The organism is Streptomyces sp. NPDC001663, assembly GCF_042893105.1.
In the GTDB taxonomy this organism is placed as follows: domain Bacteria; phylum Actinomycetota; class Actinomycetes; order Streptomycetales; family Streptomycetaceae; genus Streptomyces.
The window spans coordinates 103,273-122,395 of sequence record NZ_JBIAUR010000026.1 but is presented as its reverse complement, the minus strand read 5'-3'; the positions used below and the strand labels follow the sequence as shown (position 1 = coordinate 122,395).

Annotated in this window: 11 protein-coding genes and 1 tRNA gene; all 12 read left to right on the top strand. The window is 71.4% G+C overall.

All coding sequences use genetic code 11. The features are described 5' to 3' along the window. Positions 1–67: 67 nt before the first annotated feature. On the top strand, positions 68–2,476 hold the full coding sequence (locus ACFY1L_RS51070; RefSeq protein ID WP_388842095.1) for a sodium-translocating pyrophosphatase: 2,409 nt from the start codon (positions 68–70) through the stop codon (positions 2,474–2,476). A gap of 193 nt (positions 2,477–2,669) precedes the next feature. After that, complete coding sequence (locus ACFY1L_RS51065; RefSeq protein ID WP_388842093.1) at positions 2,670–3,260, top strand: small secreted protein; 591 nt, start codon at positions 2,670–2,672, stop codon at positions 3,258–3,260. A gap of 43 nt (positions 3,261–3,303) precedes the next feature. Beyond that, entirely contained in the window at positions 3,304–4,821 is a 1,518-nt protein-coding gene (locus ACFY1L_RS51060) for a methyltransferase (protein WP_388842091.1), read from the top strand. 205 nt (positions 4,822–5,026) lie between these two features. Continuing rightward, positions 5,027–7,552: a protein kinase gene (locus ACFY1L_RS51055; protein ID WP_388842089.1), complete on the top strand. Its 2,526-nt coding sequence runs from the start codon at positions 5,027–5,029 to the stop codon at positions 7,550–7,552. A gap of 142 nt (positions 7,553–7,694) precedes the next feature. Then, positions 7,695–7,892, top strand: coding sequence for a hypothetical protein (locus tag ACFY1L_RS51050; RefSeq protein ID WP_388842087.1), 198 nt, complete (start codon positions 7,695–7,697; stop codon positions 7,890–7,892). Positions 7,893–8,139: 247 nt separating this feature from the next. After that, positions 8,140–10,968 (top strand): type I DNA topoisomerase, encoded by a 2,829-nt coding sequence (topA, locus tag ACFY1L_RS51045; protein WP_388842085.1) that lies wholly within the window; start codon positions 8,140–8,142, stop codon positions 10,966–10,968. Between the two features lie 172 nt (positions 10,969–11,140). Then, positions 11,141–14,371: a dTMP kinase gene (gene tmk / locus ACFY1L_RS51040; protein WP_388842083.1), complete on the top strand. Its 3,231-nt coding sequence runs from the start codon at positions 11,141–11,143 to the stop codon at positions 14,369–14,371. Positions 14,372–14,499: 128 nt separating this feature from the next. Continuing rightward, positions 14,500–15,705 (top strand): DNA polymerase III subunit delta', encoded by a 1,206-nt coding sequence (locus ACFY1L_RS51035; RefSeq protein ID WP_388842081.1) that lies wholly within the window; start codon positions 14,500–14,502, stop codon positions 15,703–15,705. 123 nt (positions 15,706–15,828) lie between these two features. Then, entirely contained in the window at positions 15,829–17,412 is a 1,584-nt protein-coding gene (locus tag ACFY1L_RS51030) for an alpha/beta hydrolase (protein WP_388842079.1), read from the top strand. Positions 17,413–17,519: 107 nt separating this feature from the next. Beyond that, positions 17,520–17,596 (top strand) — tRNA-Thr (locus ACFY1L_RS51025). 59 nt (positions 17,597–17,655) lie between these two features. Next, the gene (locus ACFY1L_RS51020) at positions 17,656–18,093 is read left to right on the top strand and encodes a DUF3052 family protein (RefSeq protein WP_388842077.1); all 438 of its coding nucleotides are present in this window, start codon (positions 17,656–17,658) and stop codon (positions 18,091–18,093) included. An 87-nt stretch (positions 18,094–18,180) separates the two neighbouring features. Further along, positions 18,181–19,083 (top strand): glycosyltransferase family 2 protein, encoded by a 903-nt coding sequence (locus ACFY1L_RS51015; protein ID WP_388842075.1) that lies wholly within the window; start codon positions 18,181–18,183, stop codon positions 19,081–19,083. The last annotated feature ends 40 nt before the right edge of the window (positions 19,084–19,123 follow it).

Below are 19,123 nucleotides of genomic sequence, written 5' to 3'. Positions count from 1 at the left end.
TTGATCAGCTGCGGGTACCTAGAATCCGTCCACATCTTGAGCTCAGCCCAAGCGTCAAGGAGGACGAATGGCGGGGCTTTCTACCCCTCATCAGTTTGATCACCCCACAACCCTCGCAGCCGCGGTACTGACGGACGACAACCGGATCATCGTGACGGTCATCGGGGTCGTCGCGCTGGCCGCGCTCGTGGTCGCAGGCATCCTGGTGCGCCAGGTGCTCGCGGCGGGCGAGGGCACCGACAGCATGAAGCAGATCGCATCGGCCGTACAGGAAGGCGCCAACGCCTATCTGGCCCGGCAGCTGCGCACACTCGGCGTATTCGCCGTGGTCGTGTTCTTCCTGCTCATGCTGCTGCCCGCGGACGACTGGAATCAGCGCGCCGGCCGATCGGTGTTCTTCTTGATCGGCGCCGGGTTCTCGGCGGCGACCGGTTATATCGGCATGTGGCTGGCGGTGCGCAGCAATGTGCGTGTTGCCGCGGCGGCCCGGGAAGCGACTCCGGCGGAAGGCGAGCCGGAAAAGGATCTCACCGCCGTCTCGCACAAAGCCATGAAGATCGCTTTCCGCACGGGCGGCGTCGTCGGCATGTTCACAGTGGGGCTCGGTCTGCTGGGCGCCTCCTGCGTGGTGCTGGTGTACGCGGCCGACGCGCCGAAAGTGCTCGAAGGCTTCGGCCTCGGCGCCGCCCTGATCGCCATGTTCATGCGTGTCGGCGGCGGCATCTTCACCAAGGCCGCCGACGTCGGCGCCGACCTGGTCGGCAAGGTCGAACAGGGCATTCCGGAGGACGACCCGCGCAATGCCGCGACCATCGCCGACAACGTGGGCGACAACGTCGGCGACTGCGCGGGCATGGCGGCCGACCTCTTCGAGTCGTACGCCGTGACCCTGGTCGCCGCGCTGATCCTCGGCAAGGCGGCCTTCGGCGACTCCGGACTCGCCTTCCCGCTGATCGTTCCGGCGATCGGTGTGATCACGGCGATGATCGGCATCTTCGCCGTGGCCCCGCGCCGCTCGGACCGCAGCGGCATGTCCGCGATCAACCGTGGCTTCTTCATCTCCGCGGTGATCTCGCTCGTGCTGGTGGCCGTGGCCGTCTTCGTCTATCTCCCGTCCAAGTACGCGGACCTCGACGGCGTCACCGATGCCGCCATCAGGGCCAAGGACGGCGACCCGCGGATCCTCGCGGTGGTCGCGGTGGCGATCGGCATCCTGCTGGCGGCCGTCATCCAGCAGCTGACCGGCTACTTCACCGAGACCAACCGCCGTCCCGTCATGGACATCGGCAAGACCTCGCTCACCGGCCCGGCCACCGTCGTCCTCGCCGGTATCTCGGTCGGTCTCGAGTCGGCCGTCTACACCGCCCTGCTGATCGGTCTCGGCGTGTACGGGGCCTTCCTGCTCGGCGGTACGTCGATCATGCTCGCGCTGTTCGCGGTGGCGCTGGCCGGCACCGGCCTGCTCACCACGGTCGGCGTGATCGTCGCGATGGACACCTTCGGTCCGGTCTCCGACAACGCGCAGGGCATCGCCGAGATGTCCGGCGATGTCACGGGCGCGGGCGCCCAGGTGCTCACCAACCTGGACGCGGTCGGCAACACCACCAAGGCGATCACGAAGGGCATCGCCATCGCCACCGCCGTCCTGGCGGCGTCGGCGCTCTTCGGGTCGTACCGCGATGCGATCACCACCGGAGCGCAGGACGTCGGCGAGAAGCTCTCCGGAGCGGGTGCGCCGATGAGCCTGATGATGGACATCTCGCAGCCCAACAACCTCGTCGGCCTCATCGCGGGCGCGGCGGTCGTCTTCCTCTTCTCGGGGCTGGCGATCAACGCGGTGTCGCGGTCGGCGGGTTCCGTGGTGTACGAGGTGCGGCGGCAGTTCCGCGAGCACCCCGGGATCATGGACTACACCGAGAAGCCCGAGTACGGGCGCGTCGTGGACATCTGCACCAAGGACGCGCTGCGGGAGCTCACCACGCCCGGTCTGCTGGCCGTGCTGGCGCCCATCTTCATCGGGTTCACGCTCGGGGTCGGCGCCCTCGGCGCGTTCCTCGCCGGTGCGATCGGCGCGGGCACGCTGATGGCGGTGTTCCTCGCCAACTCCGGTGGCGCGTGGGACAACGCCAAGAAGCTCGTCGAGGACGGTCACCATGGCGGCAAGGGCAGCGAGGCCCATGCCGCGACGGTGATCGGCGACACGGTCGGCGACCCCTTCAAGGACACCGCCGGTCCTGCGATCAACCCGCTGCTCAAGGTGATGAACCTGGTCTCGCTGCTCATCGCGCCCGCGGTGATCAAGTTCAGCTACGGCGAGGACAAGAGCCTCGGCGTACGGATCGCGATCGCGGTCCTCGCCCTGATCGTCATCGTCGGAGCGGTGTACGTCTCCAAGCGGCGCGGGATCGCCGTGGGCGACGAGGAGGACAAGAAGGAGCGAGTGGCCAACTCGGCCGATCCTGCGGTGGTTTCGTAGGCGGTCTTACGAGGTCCTGCTTCAAGGGGCGGGCGGGAGGCGCGTGTTGACGCGTCGCCCGCCCGCCTCGTATGTGCACACCCTCACCGTGAGCCTTCTCTCGCCTGGTGCAAATCATTACAAAAGGTGTCATAGTCGTCGTTCGGCATGCGGCTGTGGCCCGTCCGGCGTGTATGTTCCGGGGCCGAGAGCCATGGAAGGGACCAAACCGGTGAACAAGAAGCTCGCGGTCGCACTGTCCGGCGGTGCGGTACTGGTACTGGCGCTGTCGGGATGCACCAGCGACGACGGCAACGACAAGCTGGATGCCTGGGCCAAGCAGGTCTGCGACGCCGTACAGCCGCAGGCCAAGAAGATCGAGGCCGCCAATGCCGCGATCCAGAAGGAGACCTCGGACAACAGCACGCCGGAAGAGGTCCAGAAGACCGACGCACAGGCCTTCCAGGACATGTCCGACGCCTACAAGGCGATCGGCGCCGCTGTCCAGAAGGCCGGGGCGCCCAATGTCGACGACGGCGAGAAGAAGAAGACGGACGCGGTCAAGGAGCTCAACGACATCGCCGCGTCGTACGCCTCGCTGAAGACGCAGGTCGACAAGCTCAACACCAAGGACCAGGCGAAGTTCGCCGACGGCCTCAAGGACATCGCGACCTCCCTGGACAAGCTGAGCACCAGCGGCAACGACGCCCTGAAGAACCTCGAGGAGGGCGACGTCGGCAAGGCCATGGCCGAGCAGGCCAGCTGCAAGTCGGCGTCCGCGCCGGCTTCGTCGAAGGCGAGCTGAGCCGGAGCTGCGACGGGCCGCCCGTCCCCGCCACAATGGGGGCGTGAGTACCTCCGGCCTGCCTGCCCTGCCCACTTCTGACCGCTCCGATGTCGCCGCCCGGCTGCGGGACGCCCTGCTCGGGGCGTCCTTCACCGCCGACGGGCTGCTCGAGCTGCTCGGCGCCCCCGCGTACGCGGCGCTGGCGCGCAGCGAGATCGTGCCCGCGCTCCGGGCGACCCGTGGAGACACCCCGCTGGAGGTGCTCGTACGGCTGTTCCTGCTGCAGCAGCCCGTCCTGCACGCGCGCGTGGTGGACGTTCTGCCCGTCGACGCGTGCCTGGAGAGCGGCTGGCTGGTGCGGGTCGGCAGGGACGAGCTCGCCGCGACCGTGGACGTACGGCCGTACGGCGGGCCCGGCGGCGAGGACTGGTTCATCGTGTCCGACCTGGGGTGCGCCGTCGGCGGCGCCGGCGGGATCGGCAGCCGGGAGGAAGGTGTCGTCCTCGGGGTGGGCGGCGCCTCCACGACCCTCGCGGGCATCACCGTGCGCACGCCCGTCTCCGCCGCCCTCGACCTCGGCACCGGCTCCGGCATCCAGGCGCTGCACGCCGCACAGCACGCCACGCGCGTGACGGCGACCGACCTGAACCCGCGCGCGCTGCACGTCACGGCGCTCACGCTGGCGCTGTCCGGCGCCCCTGCTGCCGATCTGCGCGAGGGCTCGCTGTTCGAGCCGGTGCGTGACGACGAGACGTACGACCTGATCGTGTCGAACCCGCCGTTCGTGATCTCGCCGGGTGCGCGGCTGACGTACCGCGACGGCGGGATGGGCGGGGACGATCTGTGCCGCTCGATCGTTCAGGGAGCGGGGGAGCGGCTGAACGAGGGCGGGTTCGCGCAGTTCCTCGCCAACTGGCAGCACGTGGAAGGGGAGGACTGGCAGGACAGGCTCAGGTCGTGGGTGCCGCGCGGCTGCGACGCGTGGATCGTGCAGCGCGAGGTGCAGGACGTCACGCAGTACGCCGAGCTGTGGCTCAGGGACGCCGGTGACCACCGGGGCGACCCGGCCGAGTACCAGGCGCTCTACGACGCGTGGTTGGACGAGTTCGAGGCGCGCAAGGTGAAGGCCGTCGGGTTCGGCTGGATCACCCTGCGCAGGACGGGGGCCGCCGTGCCCTCGATCGCCGTGGAGGAGTGGCCGCATCCGGTCGAGCAACCGCTCGGCGAGACGGTACGGGCGCACTTCGAGCGGCTCGACTACCTGCGGGCGCACGACGACGCGGCCCTGCTCGAAGGGCACTTCAAGCTGGGCGCCGAGGTCGTCCAGGAACAGGTCGGGCTGCCCGGCGCCGAGGACCCGGAGCACGTCGTGCTGCGCCAGCACCGCGGCATGCGCCGGGCCACCAAGGTGGACACGGTGGGCGCGGGCTTCGCGGGCGTCTGCGACGGCTCGCTGAGCGCGGGCCGCATCCTGGATGCGATCGCCCAACTGGTCGGCGAGGACCCGGTGTTGCTGCGTGACCGCACGCCGGCGCAGATCAGGCTGCTGGTGGAGCAGGGATTCCTCGAGCCGGCGTGACACCGGAGGTGCGCCGGGGGCGTCCTGCCCTCGGCCGCCGGGCGCCCGTCACGGATGGGGCGCGGTCACACCCCTGATGCCCCTGAGTCTGGTCTGGCGGGATTGATCCCGAAAAGGCCTCCTGTCAGTGGCAGGTGCGAAGCTACCTTCGAGAGACAGGTTCCACGCGTCCTCGGGGGAGGCGCGCTGTCTCGGGGGAGGCACGATGTCGGGGGAGACGCCGGATCAGGGCGAAGGCAGGATCATCAACGGGCGGTACCGCCTGCTGCGGACGCTCGGCGCGGGCGGCATGGGCCGCGTATGGCTCGCGTACGACGAGGAGTTGGCCTGCGAAGTCGCGATGAAGGAGATCGCGCTTCCGGACGTGCCGATGGACGCGAGCGAGCCCGCACAGCGCATCGCCCGCGCCCGCAGCGAGGCCCGGCACGCGGCGCGGCTGCGCGGACATCCGCATGTGGCGACGGTGCACGACGTGGTGGTCCACGAGGGGCTGCCCTGGATCGTCATGGAGTACGTGCCGGACGCGGTCGACCTCCAGGCGGTCGTACGGCGTTCCGGACCGCTGCCGCCCGCCGAGGTGGCCCGCATCGGGCTGGCCGTCCTCGACGCACTCACCGCCGGGCACCGCATCGGCATCCTCCACAGGGATGTGAAACCGGCCAACATCCTTCTGGCGTCGGACGCTTCGGGCGACCCCTACGCGCGCGTGCTGCTCACCGACTACGGCATCGCCCTGCAGCCCGAGTCCCGCGAGCCCCGGCTCACGGCCACCGCCGGAATCCTCGGCACGCCGGGCTACCTCGCCCCCGAACGCGCGCGTGGTGAGCCGCCGACCCCGGCAGCCGACCTGTTCTCCCTGGGCGCCACGCTGTACGCCGCCGTGGAGGGCCGCGGCCCCTTCGACCGACACGGCGACTACGCCACCCTGACGGCCCTCCTCGGCGACGAGCCCGCACCAGCGGTCCTGGCGGGCCAACTGGGCCCGGTACTCCAGGGGTTGCTGGTCAAGGACCCCGTACGCAGGTCCTCGCCGGAGGCGGTCGCGCGAGGGCTGGAGCGGGTGGTGCAGGGGGTTGCGTCGGCCGGCTGGGGCACGGGGGCGGGCGCCGGCGGCTACGGCTCGCCACCGGGCGCGTTCGGCCCGGCGCCGGAGGCATTCGGCGGGGTGGCGGCTTCCGCGGACGGCCGCGGCGGTCAACCGGGAGGCGCGGGTACGCCCGCAGGACATGCCGCGGAGGGCCTGCCGCCCGGGTACGCGGGGAGCGTGCCGCCCGCGGAGGGCTCGCCGCCGGGGTACGTGGGGAGCGTGCCGCCCGGGTACGTCGGCGGTGCTCCGCCCGGGTATGCCGCAGATCCGCCGCCGGGGTACGTCGGGAGCCCGCCGCCCGAGGGGTTCGGGGCGGAGCCGCCCGGTGGCTGGGGCAGTGGTGCGGCGCCGGGTACTCCGCAGACACCGGGGGCACCGCCCGCTCCGCACACCCCGCAGACGCCCGGGGCGCCGCCGACTCCGCACACCCCGGGCACTCCGGCGGGCGGTCCCGACACGCCGGGTGGTGCCGGTCCGGCCACGCCCGGAGGGGCGCCCGGCTCATCGCCGTACGACGTCTGGCGGCAGCCTGTCCCGCAGCATCCCGCCGACCCGGCCAACCCGTATGCGCAGGGGGCCGGTTCCCCCTACGCGAGCGGTGGCGTGCAGCCGCCGTATGCGGGAAGCGGCGCCCCGCCGCCGTACGTGAGCGGTGCCCCTGGTGGTTACTGGAGCGCCCCGACCGCCCCCGTGGCGGGCGGGTCCGGGCTGCCGCCCTCGCCACCGCCGTCGGCCTCGCCCGGGAAGAAGCGGCTGGCGATCGTCGCGCTGGTCGTGGGTGCCGTGCTCGTCGTCGCCGGTGGTGCGTGGGGGGTCTACTCGCTGACCAGCGGGGACGGCGATGGCGGGAAGAACAGCGCGGCGACCAAGAAGTCGCCGTCGGCGAGCGCGTCGCAGCGGTCGCCGTCGCCGACCGGGCCGGTGCTGCCGTACGGCGATGTGGTCGGGCTCAGTGAGCCGCTGGAGACCGGGGACTGCGTGAAGGCGGTCTGGTCGGGGACGCCGTTCAAGTCGGCGCCGAACCTGGGGGTGGTGGACTGCGCCGACGACTGGCCGGACGGCCAGGTCGTGGCGGTCGACACGGCCACCGACTACGCCGACGCCCGCGCCCAGGGCGCGAAGCGCTGTGCCAGCCAGAGCAAGGCGGTCGTGGACGCGCTGCCGGACGCGGACGGATACGCCGTCCTACCGACGAAGCAGGGCTTCGCCGCGGCGGAGAGCGGTACGGCATGTCTCGTACTCGGAAGGCATGCCGCGATCGGCGGCGAAGTGGGCCGTTTCCGGGACAGCGGCACGGATTTGTGGGTCGGTCAGATGAGCGTCGGTGACTGCTGGGACTACAAGGAACTCGACGACGGCTACAAGGCGCCGCTCACGGACTGCGCCAAACCGCATACCGACCAGGTCATAGGGACCGTTCAGGCACCCGACGAAATGAGCTACAAGAAGGGCACCGACAACGCGACGAAGTTGTGCGGCAACAAATTCGAGTCGACCTGGGCCCCGGGGTCCCAGCGAGTGGTGTACGGCTGGGTGGCGGACGAGAACGACTGGGACGCCGGCTTCACCAAGGTGGTGTGCACGGTGAGCCGGACCGACAACCAGAAGACGACCGGAAAGATACCCGTGCCCGGCTCGGTCTGAGCCTGGGCCGGGAGCGAGGGCCGGGCGAGCCCACAGTCTCGTCGGCTCCGCGTTCACCTCGGGTTCGCCTCGGCGCCTCCCGTGCGTGTCAGTCTGGCCGGGCTGGGCACTCGCGGACGGGAGAAAAGGGGCACGCGAAGCCATGGAGAGCGGACCGGCGATCTTCGCGGGCGTGGTGTTCGCCCTGTTCGGAAGCGCGCTGCTGGTGTGGACCGTGGCCCGGGTGCGGCACGGTGAGCCCGTTGCCCACGGTGTGAACCCCGTCGCATCGGCGACCCTCGCGAGCCTCGCCTCGTTGATCGCGCTGGCTCTCGGAACCTGGTGCTTCACCCGGGTCTGAAAGCGGCCCCGGAGCTGCGGCTCCGACAATTGAGAGGTGATCCTCCGGACCGGCTCGAAAAGGCCGGTGGGGACTCCGGGCGGCAGGAATGGCGGTAGTCGGGTTACCGTTCCGAGTGGCCGTTGTGGACTTTTCCCGTTTGACACGGGGGCGGGATGTACCGTCACACTCCGCAGCGTCACCATGACACGACCCCCGGGAGCAAGGCCTGGGGAGGCCCCAGCGTCGACCGGAGAGAAGAGCGAAGTTGTCCCCGACCAGCGAGACCGCACACGGCGGCCGCCGACTCGTCATCGTCGAGTCGCCTGCCAAGGCGAAGACGATCAAGGGCTACCTCGGCCCTGGTTACGTCGTCGAGGCGAGCGTCGGGCACATCCGCGACCTCCCCAACGGCGCCGCCGAGGTGCCGGAGAAGTACACCGGCGAGGTCCGTCGGCTCGGCGTGGACGTCGAGCACGACTTCCAGCCGATCTACGTTGTCAACGCCGACAAGAGGGCCCAGGTCAAGAAGCTCAAGGACCTGCTCGCCGACTCCGACGAGCTCTTCCTCGCCACCGATGAGGACCGCGAGGGCGAGGCCATCGCGTGGCACCTCCTGGAGGTGCTCAAGCCCAAGGTCCCGGTCAAGCGCATGGTGTTCCACGAGATCACCAAGGACGCGATCCGCGAGGCCGTCGCCAACCCGCGCGACCTGAACAAGCGCATGGTCGACGCCCAGGAGACCCGCCGCATCCTCGACCGTCTCTACGGCTACGAGGTCTCGCCGGTCCTGTGGAAGAAGGTCATGCCGCGGCTGTCGGCCGGCCGCGTCCAGTCGGTCGCGACCCGACTCGTGGTGGAGCGGGAACGCGAGCGCATCGCGTTTCGTTCTGCCGAGTACTGGGACCTGACGGGCACCTTCGCGACCGGCCGCGCGGGGGATCCGTCGGACCCGTCGTCGCTGGTCGCCCGCCTGCAGACCGTCGACGGCAGGCGGGTCGCGCAGGGCCGCGACTTCGACTCCCTGGGACAGCTCAAGAGCGCGAACACCCTCCACCTCGACGAGGCCAACGCCCGCGCGCTGGCCGCCGCCCTGGAGAGCACCCAGTTCTCGGTGCGCTCGGTCGAGTCGAAGCCGTACCGCCGCTCGCCGTACGCCCCGTTCCGTACGACGACGCTGCAGCAGGAGGCGAGCCGCAAGCTCGGCTTCGGCGCGAAGGCCACCATGCAGGTCGCGCAGAAGCTGTACGAGAACGGCTACATCACCTACATGCGTACGGACTCCACGACGCTGAGCGACACCGCCGTGGCCGCCGCCCGTGCACAGGTCACACAGCTGTACGGCGCCGACTACCTGCCGGCGCAGCCGCGGACGTACGTGGGGAAGGTCAAGAACGCGCAGGAGGCGCACGAGGCGATCCGCCCCTCGGGTGATCGTTTCCGCACTCCGGCGGAGACCGGCCTGACCGGCGACCAGTTCCGGCTGTACGAGCTGATCTGGAAGCGCACGGTCGCCTCCCAGATGAAGGACGCGACCGGCAACAGCGTGACCGTGAAGATCGGTGGCACGGCCGCCGACGGCCGGGACGTCGAGTTCAGCGCGTCCGGCAAGACGATCACCTTCCACGGCTTCCTGAAGGCGTACGTCGAAGGCGCCGACGACCCGAACGCCGAGCTGGACGACCGCGAGCGCCGGCTGCCGCAGGTCGCCGAGGGCGACCGGCTCAGCGCCGAGGAGATCACGGTCGACGGACACGCCACCAAGCCCCCGGCCCGCTACACCGAGGCCAGCCTGGTCAAGGAGCTCGAAGAGCGAGAGATCGGCCGCCCGTCGACATACGCGACGATCATGGGCACGATCCTCGACCGCGGCTACATCTTCAAGAAGGGCACGGCACTCGTCCCGTCCTTCCTGTCCTTCGCCGTGGTCAACCTCCTGGAGAAGCACTTCGGGCGGCTCGTCGACTACGACTTCACCGCCAAGATGGAGGACGACCTCGACCGCATCGCACGCGGTGAGGCGCAGTCCGTGCCGTGGCTGAGGCGGTTCTACTTCGGCGAAGGCACCGACAACGGCAACGCGGCCGAGGCGGGCAACGGCGACGGCGACCACCTCGGTGGTCTCAAGGAGCTGGTGACCGACCTGGGCGCGATCGACGCGCGCGAGGTGTCGTCGTTCCCCGTGGGCAGCGGCATCGTGCTGCGGGTCGGGCGCTACGGCCCGTACATCGAGCGCGGTGAGAAGGACGCCGAGGGCCACCAGCGGGCGGACGTGCCCGAGGACCTGGCCCCGGACGAGCTGAGCGTCCAGCTCGCGGAGGAGCTGCTCGCCAAGCCGAGCGGCGACTTCGAGCTCGGTGCCGACCCGCAGACGGGCCACCAGATCATCGCCCGGGACGGCCGCTACGGCCCGTACGTCACCGAGGTGCTCCCCGAGGGCACCCCGAAGACCGGCAAGAACGCCGTGAAGCCGCGTACGGCCTCGCTGTTCAAGTCGATGTCCCTGGACACGGTGACGCTCGAGGACGCGCTCAAGCTGATGTCGCTGCCGCGCGTCGTCGGCAAGGATGCCGAGGGCCAGGAGATCACCGCGCAGAACGGGCGCTACGGGCCGTACCTGAAGAAGGGCACGGACTCGCGTTCGCTGCAGTCCGAGGACCAGCTCTTCACGATCACCCTCGAAGAGGCGCTGGCGATCTACGCGCAGCCCAAGCAGCGTGGCCGCGCGGCCGCCAAGCCGCCGTTGAAGGAACTGGGCGCGGATCCGGTCAGCGGGAAGCCGGTCGTGGTCAAGGACGGTCGCTTCGGGCCGTATGTGACCGACGGGGAGACCAACGCGACCCTGCGCTCCGGCGACAGCGTCGAGGAGATCACCCCGGAGCGCGGCTTCGAGCTGCTCGCCGAGAAACGGGCGAAGGGGCCCGCCAAGAAGACGGCGAAGAAGGCGCCCGCGAAGAAGGCTCCGGCCAAGAAGGCGACGGCCGCCAAGAAGACCGCGGCCAAGAAGACGACGACGGCCGCGAAGAAGACGGCCGCAAAGAAGACCACCGCGACCGCCGCGAAGAAGGCGACGGCTTCGAACGGCGCGGAGGAGTAGGCGCAGCAGCAAGTCCGCCAACGCGTGGGGGTGTTCGGGCCGGGTCTTTCGAAGGTCGGGTCCTTCACCTCCCGTTCGCGAAACGAACGCCCCGGTATCGCTTTGGTGTCGGGGCGTGCGCACGTTCGGACGCGTGCCGTGGGTTGTCAGTCGCTCCCGATAGGCTGAAAGCATGACGCGAGCGGAGCAGCCAACGGCCCACCACCCGGCCCCCGACGACGCCCTTGTCGCGGACTCCCGCGAGCGAGCCGTCCGCGCCCTGCTGCGCCGTCCGCAGCTGAAGCGGTTGTGGAGTGCACAGTTCGTGGGCGGGGTCGGCGACGCCCTCGCCCTGTTCGTGCTGGTGCTCCTCGCGCTGCAGGCGGCGATCGGCGAGGGCTCGTTCGGCGGCGGCTATCGCGGCGTGGCATTCGCAGTGGCGACCGTTTTCGGGGTGCGCATCCTGGCGACGCTGCTCTTCGGGGCCGTCCTCCTCGGACCGCTCACCTCGCTCACCTCCCAGGAGGGCCCGCTCGACCGGCGCTGGACCATGGTCGGCGCCGACGGCCTGAGGGTCGCGGTGATGATCGTCGCTCCGCTGTGGATCGACTGGACGCCGGACGACGCGCTGGCCGTCCTGCTGGTCAGCGCCTTCGTCACCGGAGTCGCCGAGCGCTTCTGGACGGTGTGCCGCGAGAGCGCGGCGCCTGCGCTGCTGCCCGCCCCGCCCCTGGAGGGCGCGACGGTACGGCCGCTGCCGGACCACATGGACGCCCTGCGCCGCCTGTCGCTGCGTACGAACTTCGTGGCGATCCCCCTGGCCGCCGCCGCGCTCGTCGCCGCGGGGCTGCTCAACAACCTGCTGGGCGCCGGGATCGACTGGTTCGAGCAGCACCAGGCCGCCCTCGCCTCGTACGTGGCGGCCGGGCTGTTCGCCGCGTCCCTGTCCGTCGTGACCTTCCTGGAGCTGCCCGACACGCGCACTCCGCGCGCGCGTTCGCCGCTCGAGGGACTGCGCCGCCCCAAGACGGGCACGGGCGTCGACAAGGGACGCACGGAAGCCATCCCGCTGCTGGTGCTCGCCGCCGCGGCCGTCGCCGGTGCGATCTCGGCCGCCGTCGCCGTGTGCGTGCTGCACGCCAAGGACCTGGGCGGCGGCCCGGTGACGTACGGGCTGCTGGTGTTCGCGCTGACCGGCGGTGTCGTCGTCGGCATCCGTACGGCGCCGAAGATTCTGGTGTCGCTGTCGCGGCGCCGGCTGCTCGCGCTGGCGATCGCCTTCACCGGCGTCGCGCTGCTGGCCGCGGGGCTCGTCCCGGACGTCACCACCGTGCTGCTGATCGTCGCGCTGGCCGGCGTCGGCGCGGGCGTGGCCGCCAACACCGGGCACACGCTGCTCGACCAGGAGGCCGAGGACTACCGGCGGGCGCGCACGACGGAGCACCTGCACGCGGTCGTACGCGTGTGCGTGGCGCTCGGCGCGGTGATCGCCCCGGTGGTGGCCGCGGGGATCGGGCCGCACCGCCTGGAGAACGGCAAGTTCGTGTTCGCGCACGGAGGCGCCGCCTTCACGCTGATGCTGGTCGGAGCGCTGCTGCTGCCGGTGGCCGCGCTGGTGCTGGCCAAGGTCGACGACCGCTCCGGGGTGCCGCTGCGGCACGACCTGCGGGACGCGCTGCTCGGCGGCGACGACCCGGTGACGGCTCCCGCGGAGAGCGGCTTCTTCATCGCCCTGGAGGGCGGCGACGGCGCCGGCAAGTCCACGCAGGCCGAGGCGCTCGCCGAGTGGATCCGGGCCAAGGGCCACGAGGTCGTGCTGACGCGCGAGCCGGGGGCGACGCCGGTGGGCAAGCGGCTGCGCTCGATCCTGCTGGACGTGTCGAGCGCGGGGCTGTCCCACCGGGCGGAGGCGCTGCTGTACGCGGCGGACCGTGCGGAGCACGTGGACACGGTGGTCAGGCCCGCGCTGGAGCGCGGTGCCGTGGTGATCTCCGACCGGTACATCGACTCCTCCGTGGCCTACCAGGGGGCGGGCCGTGACCTCTCCCCGACGGAGATCGCCCGTATCAACCGCTGGGCGACGGACGGCCTCGTGCCGCACCTGACCGTGCTGCTGGACGTCTCGCCGGACATCGCCCGCGAGCGGTTCACCGAGGCGCCGGACCGGCTGGAGTCGGAGCCGGCCGAGTTCCACGCGCGCGTGCGGTCCGGTTTCCTGACGCTGGCCGCGGCCGACCCCGGGCGGTACCTGGTGGTGGACGCGGGCCAGGAGCCCGAGTCCGTCACCACCGTCGTACGCCACCGGCTCGACCAGATGCTGCCGCTGTCCGAGGCCGAGGTGAAGGCCCAGGAGGAGGCGCGGAAGAAGGCCGAGGAGGAGGCCCGCCGCAAGGCCGAGGAGGAGGCCGCGCGGAAGGCCGAGGAGGAGCGGCTGGAGCGCGAGCGCCAGGAACAGCTCGCCAAGCTGCGCGCCGAGGAGGAGGAGCGCAAGCGGCGCGAGCTGGAGGAGGCGCAGCGTCGCGAGGCCGAGCGGCAGGCGGAGGAGGCCCGGCAGCGGGCCGAGGACGCGCGCCGGCGCGCCGAGGAGGAGCAGGCACGGCTCCTCGCGGAGGAGAAGGTCCGCGCCGAGGAGGAGGCCCGCCGCAAGGCCGAGGAGGAGCGGCGCCGCAAGCAGGCCGAGGAAGAGGCCCGGCTGCACGCCGAGGCCGAGGCACGCCGCCTGGAGAAGCAGCGCAAGGCCGAGGAGGCCCTGCTGCGCGCCGAGGAGGCCCGGCGCCTCGCCGAGCAGGCCACGGCGGCCGCGGAGGCGGGACCCAAGCAGCCCGCGGCGCCTGCGGTGCCGACCGATGCGGCGACTGTGCCCACGCCGGTGGTGACGCCGACGAACGCGTCGGGCGGGCCGGTCGAGGAGACGGCTGTGCTGCGAGCCGTGGGCGAGGAGAAGCGGGGCGGAGCGCGTGACGCCGGCGCGGGGTCCCGCGGGGAGTCCGAGTCCGAGGTGACGACGAAGCTGCCGCAGCCGCCGGCTCCCGCCGGGGCGACGGACGAGACGGCGGTGCTGCCTCCGGTGGTGCCGGGTGCGGCCGACGAGACGGCCGTGCTGCCGCCGGTGACATCGGGGGCCGAGGACGAGACCGCCGTACTGCCTCCCGTGCGGGGCGAGGACGCCGCGCATCGGGTGCCGCCGGGGCTGTTCCGGGACGAGCAGGCGGGGGGCGCCCGGCCCGAAGGGGCCGAGGACCGTACGCGGGAGATGCCTCAGGTCGATGCGGAGGGCGCGCCGCGGCGGCGGGCCCGGTCGGACTGGGCCGAGGAGACGCCGCTGGACGATCTGCCGTCGCTGGCGGATGAGTTGCTCGGACCGCATCAGGACGAGTACGACGACGACGCGGGGCGGGGAAGGCGTCGGGGTCGAGGGCGCTGAGCCTCGTTGAGCAGCTGAACGGCGTGCCGTGTGGGGGTGGGTGCGCAGGTCGCCCCCACTCCGTTGTCAGTGCCACCCCGCACAATGGGTCCCGCAACACGAACCATGACGAAAGGGCGGGGTGACGCATGACCGTCTGGGACGACCTCGTCGGCCAGGAGAAGGTGGCCGAGCAGCTTGCCGGGGCTGCCCGGGACGCCGATGCCCTCGTCACCGCGGCCACCGCCGCCACGCCGCCCCCCGAGGCGTCGAAGATGACGCACGCGTGGCTCTTCACCGGCCCTCCCGGCGCCGGGCGGACCCAGACGGCGCGGGCCTTCGCAGCCGCGCTGCAGTGCGTCAGCCCCGACCGTGCGCTCGGTGGAGTGCCGGGCTGCGGGTTCTGCGACGGATGCCATACGGCCCTGGTCGGTACGCACGCGGACGTCACCACGGTGGCCGCCGTCGGCACGCAGATCCTCGCCGACGACATGCGGGACACCGTCCGCAAGTCGTTCACTTCGCCGGCGAACGGCCGCTGGCAGATCATCCTCGTCGAGGACGCCGAGCGGCTGAACGAGAAGTCGGCCAACGCTGTCCTGAAGGCGGTGGAGGAGCCTGCCCCGCGCACGGTCTGGCTGCTGTGCGCCCCCTCCCTCGAGGACGTCCTGCCCACCATCCGCTCCCGCTGCCGCCACCTGAACCTGCTGACGCCCTCCGTGGCGGCCGTCGCCGACATGCTCGTACGGCGGGAGGGCATCGAGCCGCCCGTCGCCGAAGCCGCGGCCCGCGCCACACAGGGGCACGTCGACCGGGCCCGCCGACTGGCCACCGACCCGGCCGCCCGCGAGCGCCGCGCGGCCGTGCTGAAGCTGCCGCTGCGGGTCGAGGAGATCGGCAGTGCGCTCAAGGCCGCGCAGGAGCTTGTCGACGCGGCCGCGGAGGACGCCAAGCAGCTCGCCGAGGAGATGGACGGCAAGGAGACCGAGGAGCTGAAGGCGGCCATGGGCGCGTCCCAGGGCGGCCGGATGCCGCGCGGCACGGCGGGCGTGATGAAGGACCTGGAGGACAAGCAGAAGCGGCGCAGGACGCGCACGCAGCGCGACAGCCTCGACCTCGCCCTGACCGACCTCACCGGCTTCTACCGCGACGTCCTCGCCCTCCAGCTCGGCTCCCGCGTGGCCATCGCCAACGCGGACGCCGAGGACACCCTGGAGCGCCTCGCCCGCGGCAGTTCCCCCGAGTCCACCCTGCGTCGCATCGAGGCGATCGCCGCCTGCCGCGAGGCCCTCGACCGCAATGTGGCCCCGCTGCTCGCGGTGGAGGCGATGACGATGGCACTCAGAGCGGGCTGACCGACCCGCGCTCACCCGTCCGCCCAGCGACCAACGGCAAGTTGACGCCGTGACTCGTAACTCGTACGAGTCACGGCGTGTACGCAGGGCAACCGGGTCGCTGCGCACAGTTACGCTCGCCTGATGTACCTCAGGCGCAGCTCCCGTCCCTGCCGTCCCCGAACCGCCGTCACCCTCCTCGCCGCAGCCCTGCTGCTCGTCTCCGCCTGTTCCTCCGGAGGTCCGGCGAGTTCCGCCGACAACCCTGTGGAGGCGGCGCTGGCCGCCCTGCCGCAGGCGACACCGTCCACCCTCGCGCCGTACTACGGGCAGAAGCTGAGCTGGCGCACCTGCGGTGTCCCCGGCTTCCAGTGCGCCACGATGAAGGTGCCGCTCGACTACGCCAGACCGGCCGCCGGGGACGTGCGGCTGGCCGTCGCCCGCAAGAAGGCCATCGGCAAGGGCAAACCGCTCGGCTCGCTGCTGGTGAACCCGGGCGGACCGGGCGGCTCGGCGATCGGCTACCTGCAGCAGTACGCCGGCATCGGCTACCCGGCACAGGTCCGCGCCCGCTACGACATGGTCGCCGTCGACCCGCGCGGAGTCGCCCGCAGCGAGCCCGTCGAATGCCTCGACGGGCGGCAGATGGACACGTACACGGAGACGGACAGCACACCGGACGACCGGCAGGAGACGAGCCAACTCGTCGCCGCGTACAAGAGGTTCGCCGAGGGCTGCGGGGCGCACTCGTCCCAGCTGCTGCGGCATGTGTCCACCGTCGAGGCCGCCCGGGACATGGACGTCCTGCGGGCGGCGCTGGGAGACGCGAAGCTGACGTATGTGGGGGCGTCGTACGGGACGTTCCTCGGGTCGACGTACGCCGGGCTGTTCCCGGAGCGGGTGGGACGGCTGGTGCTGGACGGCGCGATGGACCCCTCGCTGTCCGCCCGCCGGCTGAACCTGGATCAGACGGCGGGCTTCGAGACGGCGTTCCAGTCCTTCGCGAAGGACTGCGTGCGGCATGCGGACTGCCCGCTGGGCGGCAAGGGCACCACACCCGCCCAGGTCGGCAGGAACCTCAGCGCCTTCTTCAAGAAGGTGGACGCGCACCCCGTCCCCACCGGTGACGCCGACGGCCGCAAGCTCGACGAGTCCCTCGCCACCACCGGTGTGATCGCGGCGATGTACGACGAGGGTGCGTGGGAGCAGCTGCGCGAGGCGCTGACCTCGGCGATGAAGGAGCGCGACGGGGCGGGCCTGCTCGTCCTCTCCGACAGCTACTACGAGCGCGGCGCCGACGGACGCTACTCGAACATGATGTTCGCCAACGCCGCCGTGAACTGCCTGGACCTCCCGCCCGCCTTCTCCGGCCCCGACCAGGTGGAGAAGGCCCTCCCCGAGTTCGAGAAGGCGTCCCCGGTCTTCGGCAGCGGCCTCGCCTGGGCCTCGCTGAACTGCGCGTACTGGCCGGTGAAGCCCACCGGCGCCCCGCATCGCATCGAGGCGAAGGGCGCGGCCCCGATCGTCGTGGTCGGCACCACCCGCGACCCGGCGACCCCGTACCGCTGGGCCCAGTCCCTGTCCCGCCAGCTCTCCTCGGCCCGCCTCCTCACCTACCAGGGCGACGGCCACACCGCCTACGGCCGCGGCAGCCGCTGCATCGACTCCACGATCGACGCCTACCTGCTCCACGGAACCCCTCCGACGAGGGGAAAGCGCTGCTCATAGCCCCACCACCGGCCCCGCGCTCCCCGAGCCCGGGGCCGGTACGGAGCACCCCCGGAAACTGTGTAGACTTACCGACGTTGCTGATCGCACCATGGTGCGGACGGCGCGCCGCCTTAGCTCAGATGGCCAGAGCAACGCACTCGTAATGCGTAGGTCTCGGGTTCGAATCCCGAAGGCGGCTCCACTGAGACCCCAGGTCAGGAAGATACTGACCTGGGGTTCTGTGTTGAGTGGAGGCGGGACATGAGTGGATCCGCGGCTGCCGGTGCCGGGTACTCCGGTACTCCTCTCGCCAAGAAGATCGGCATCAAGCCGGGCCACCGCGTCGCGCTCCGGCACGCCCCGGAAGCCTTCGACATCCCCGGCCTCCCCGACGGCGTCGATCTCGCATCCGACGGCCCGCGCGGTGCCGACGTCACCGTCGCCTTCTACCGGGCTCACGCCGACCTCGCCGCCGAGGCCCCGGACCTCGTCACCGACCTCGCCGACGACGCCATGCTCTGGATCGCCTGGCCGCGCAAGGCCGCCGGGCACGTCAGTGACATCGCCGAGAACGATCTGCGCGAGCTGTTCCTGCCGCTCGGTGTCGTCGACGTGAAGGTCGCCGCGCTGGGGGAGGACTGGTCGGGGCTGAAGTTCGTACGGCGCAAGGAGAACCGTCGTATCAACCGACACGCCTGACCCAAGAATCGGCGTACTTAAGAAGTCCTTACCGTGAACGGCTAGCATCGCGGCCGATGTTGTCGGCGGCCGGGATGAGGTGAGGGCATGGGAGACCAGGGGGCGCCGAGGATCGCCGTCGCCGTGGTGACCATGGGGAACCGGCCCGCCGAGGTCGACGCGCTGCTGGAGTCCGTGGCCAAGCAGGACTTCGCCCCCGCACGGATCGTGATCGTCGGAAACGGCTGCCCGCTGCCCGACTTCGCCGAGCGGCTGTCGCTGCCGGGCGAGGTCACCCTCCTCGAACTCGACGAGAACCTCGGCTGCCCCGGCGGCCGGAACGTCGCGCTCCGCAAGCTGCGGGAGTTCGGGGACGCAGATGTCGTAGTGGAGCTGGACGACGACGGGCTGCTCGTCGACGCCGAAGTGCTCAGCCGCGTACGCGATCTGTTCGCCGCCGACCCGCGGCTCGGCATCGTCGGATTCCGGATCGCCGACGAGCACGGGGAGACGCAGCAGCGGCACGTGCCCCGGGTCGGCGCCTCCGACCCCATGCGCGGCGGGTACGTCACCGGGTTCCTCGGCGGCGGGCACGCCTTCCGTACCGCCATGCTCGACGAGATCGGGGACTGGCCCGCCGAGTTCTTCTTCGCCCACGAGGAGACCGATCTGGCCTGGCGGGCCGCCGACGCGGGCTGGCGGATCCTGTACGCGCCCGAACTGCTGCTCCAGCACCCGAAGACCTCGCCCGCCCGGCACGCCATCTACTACCGGGTGAACGCCCGGAACCGGGTCTGGCTGGTGCGGCGCCGGCTGCCCCTCGTCCTCATCCCCGTACACCTGGGGATCTGGACGCTGCTCACGCTTCTGCGGACCCGGTCGCGGGCCGGGCTGCGCGCCTGGTTCGGCGGATTCGTGGAAGGGCTGAAGGAGCCGGCCGGCGAGCGGTACCCCATGCGCTGGCGGACCGTCTGGCGGCTCTCGCGGCTGGGCCGGCCACCCGTCATCTGAACAGAATCAGAGCCAACAGGTCTGCAGGAGAACGGCCTCG

Excerpts from the sequence above, each read along its gene's own strand:
- ACFY1L_RS51070 (WP_388842095.1), top strand. The coding sequence starts at position 68 with ATGGCGGGGCTTTCTACCCCTCATCAGTTTGATCACCCCACAACCCTC.
- ACFY1L_RS51065 (WP_388842093.1), top strand. The coding sequence starts at position 2,670 with ATGGAAGGGACCAAACCGGTGAACAAGAAGCTCGCGGTCGCACTGTCC.
- ACFY1L_RS51055 (WP_388842089.1), top strand. The coding sequence starts at position 5,027 with ATGTCGGGGGAGACGCCGGATCAGGGCGAAGGCAGGATCATCAACGGG.
- ACFY1L_RS51050 (WP_388842087.1), top strand. The coding sequence starts at position 7,695 with ATGGAGAGCGGACCGGCGATCTTCGCGGGCGTGGTGTTCGCCCTGTTC.
- tmk (WP_388842083.1), top strand. The coding sequence starts at position 11,141 with ATGACGCGAGCGGAGCAGCCAACGGCCCACCACCCGGCCCCCGACGAC.
- ACFY1L_RS51035 (WP_388842081.1), top strand. The coding sequence starts at position 14,500 with ATGACCGTCTGGGACGACCTCGTCGGCCAGGAGAAGGTGGCCGAGCAG.
- ACFY1L_RS51030 (WP_388842079.1), top strand. The coding sequence starts at position 15,829 with ATGTACCTCAGGCGCAGCTCCCGTCCCTGCCGTCCCCGAACCGCCGTC.
- ACFY1L_RS51020 (WP_388842077.1), top strand. The coding sequence starts at position 17,656 with ATGAGTGGATCCGCGGCTGCCGGTGCCGGGTACTCCGGTACTCCTCTC.
- ACFY1L_RS51015 (WP_388842075.1), top strand. The coding sequence starts at position 18,181 with ATGGGAGACCAGGGGGCGCCGAGGATCGCCGTCGCCGTGGTGACCATG.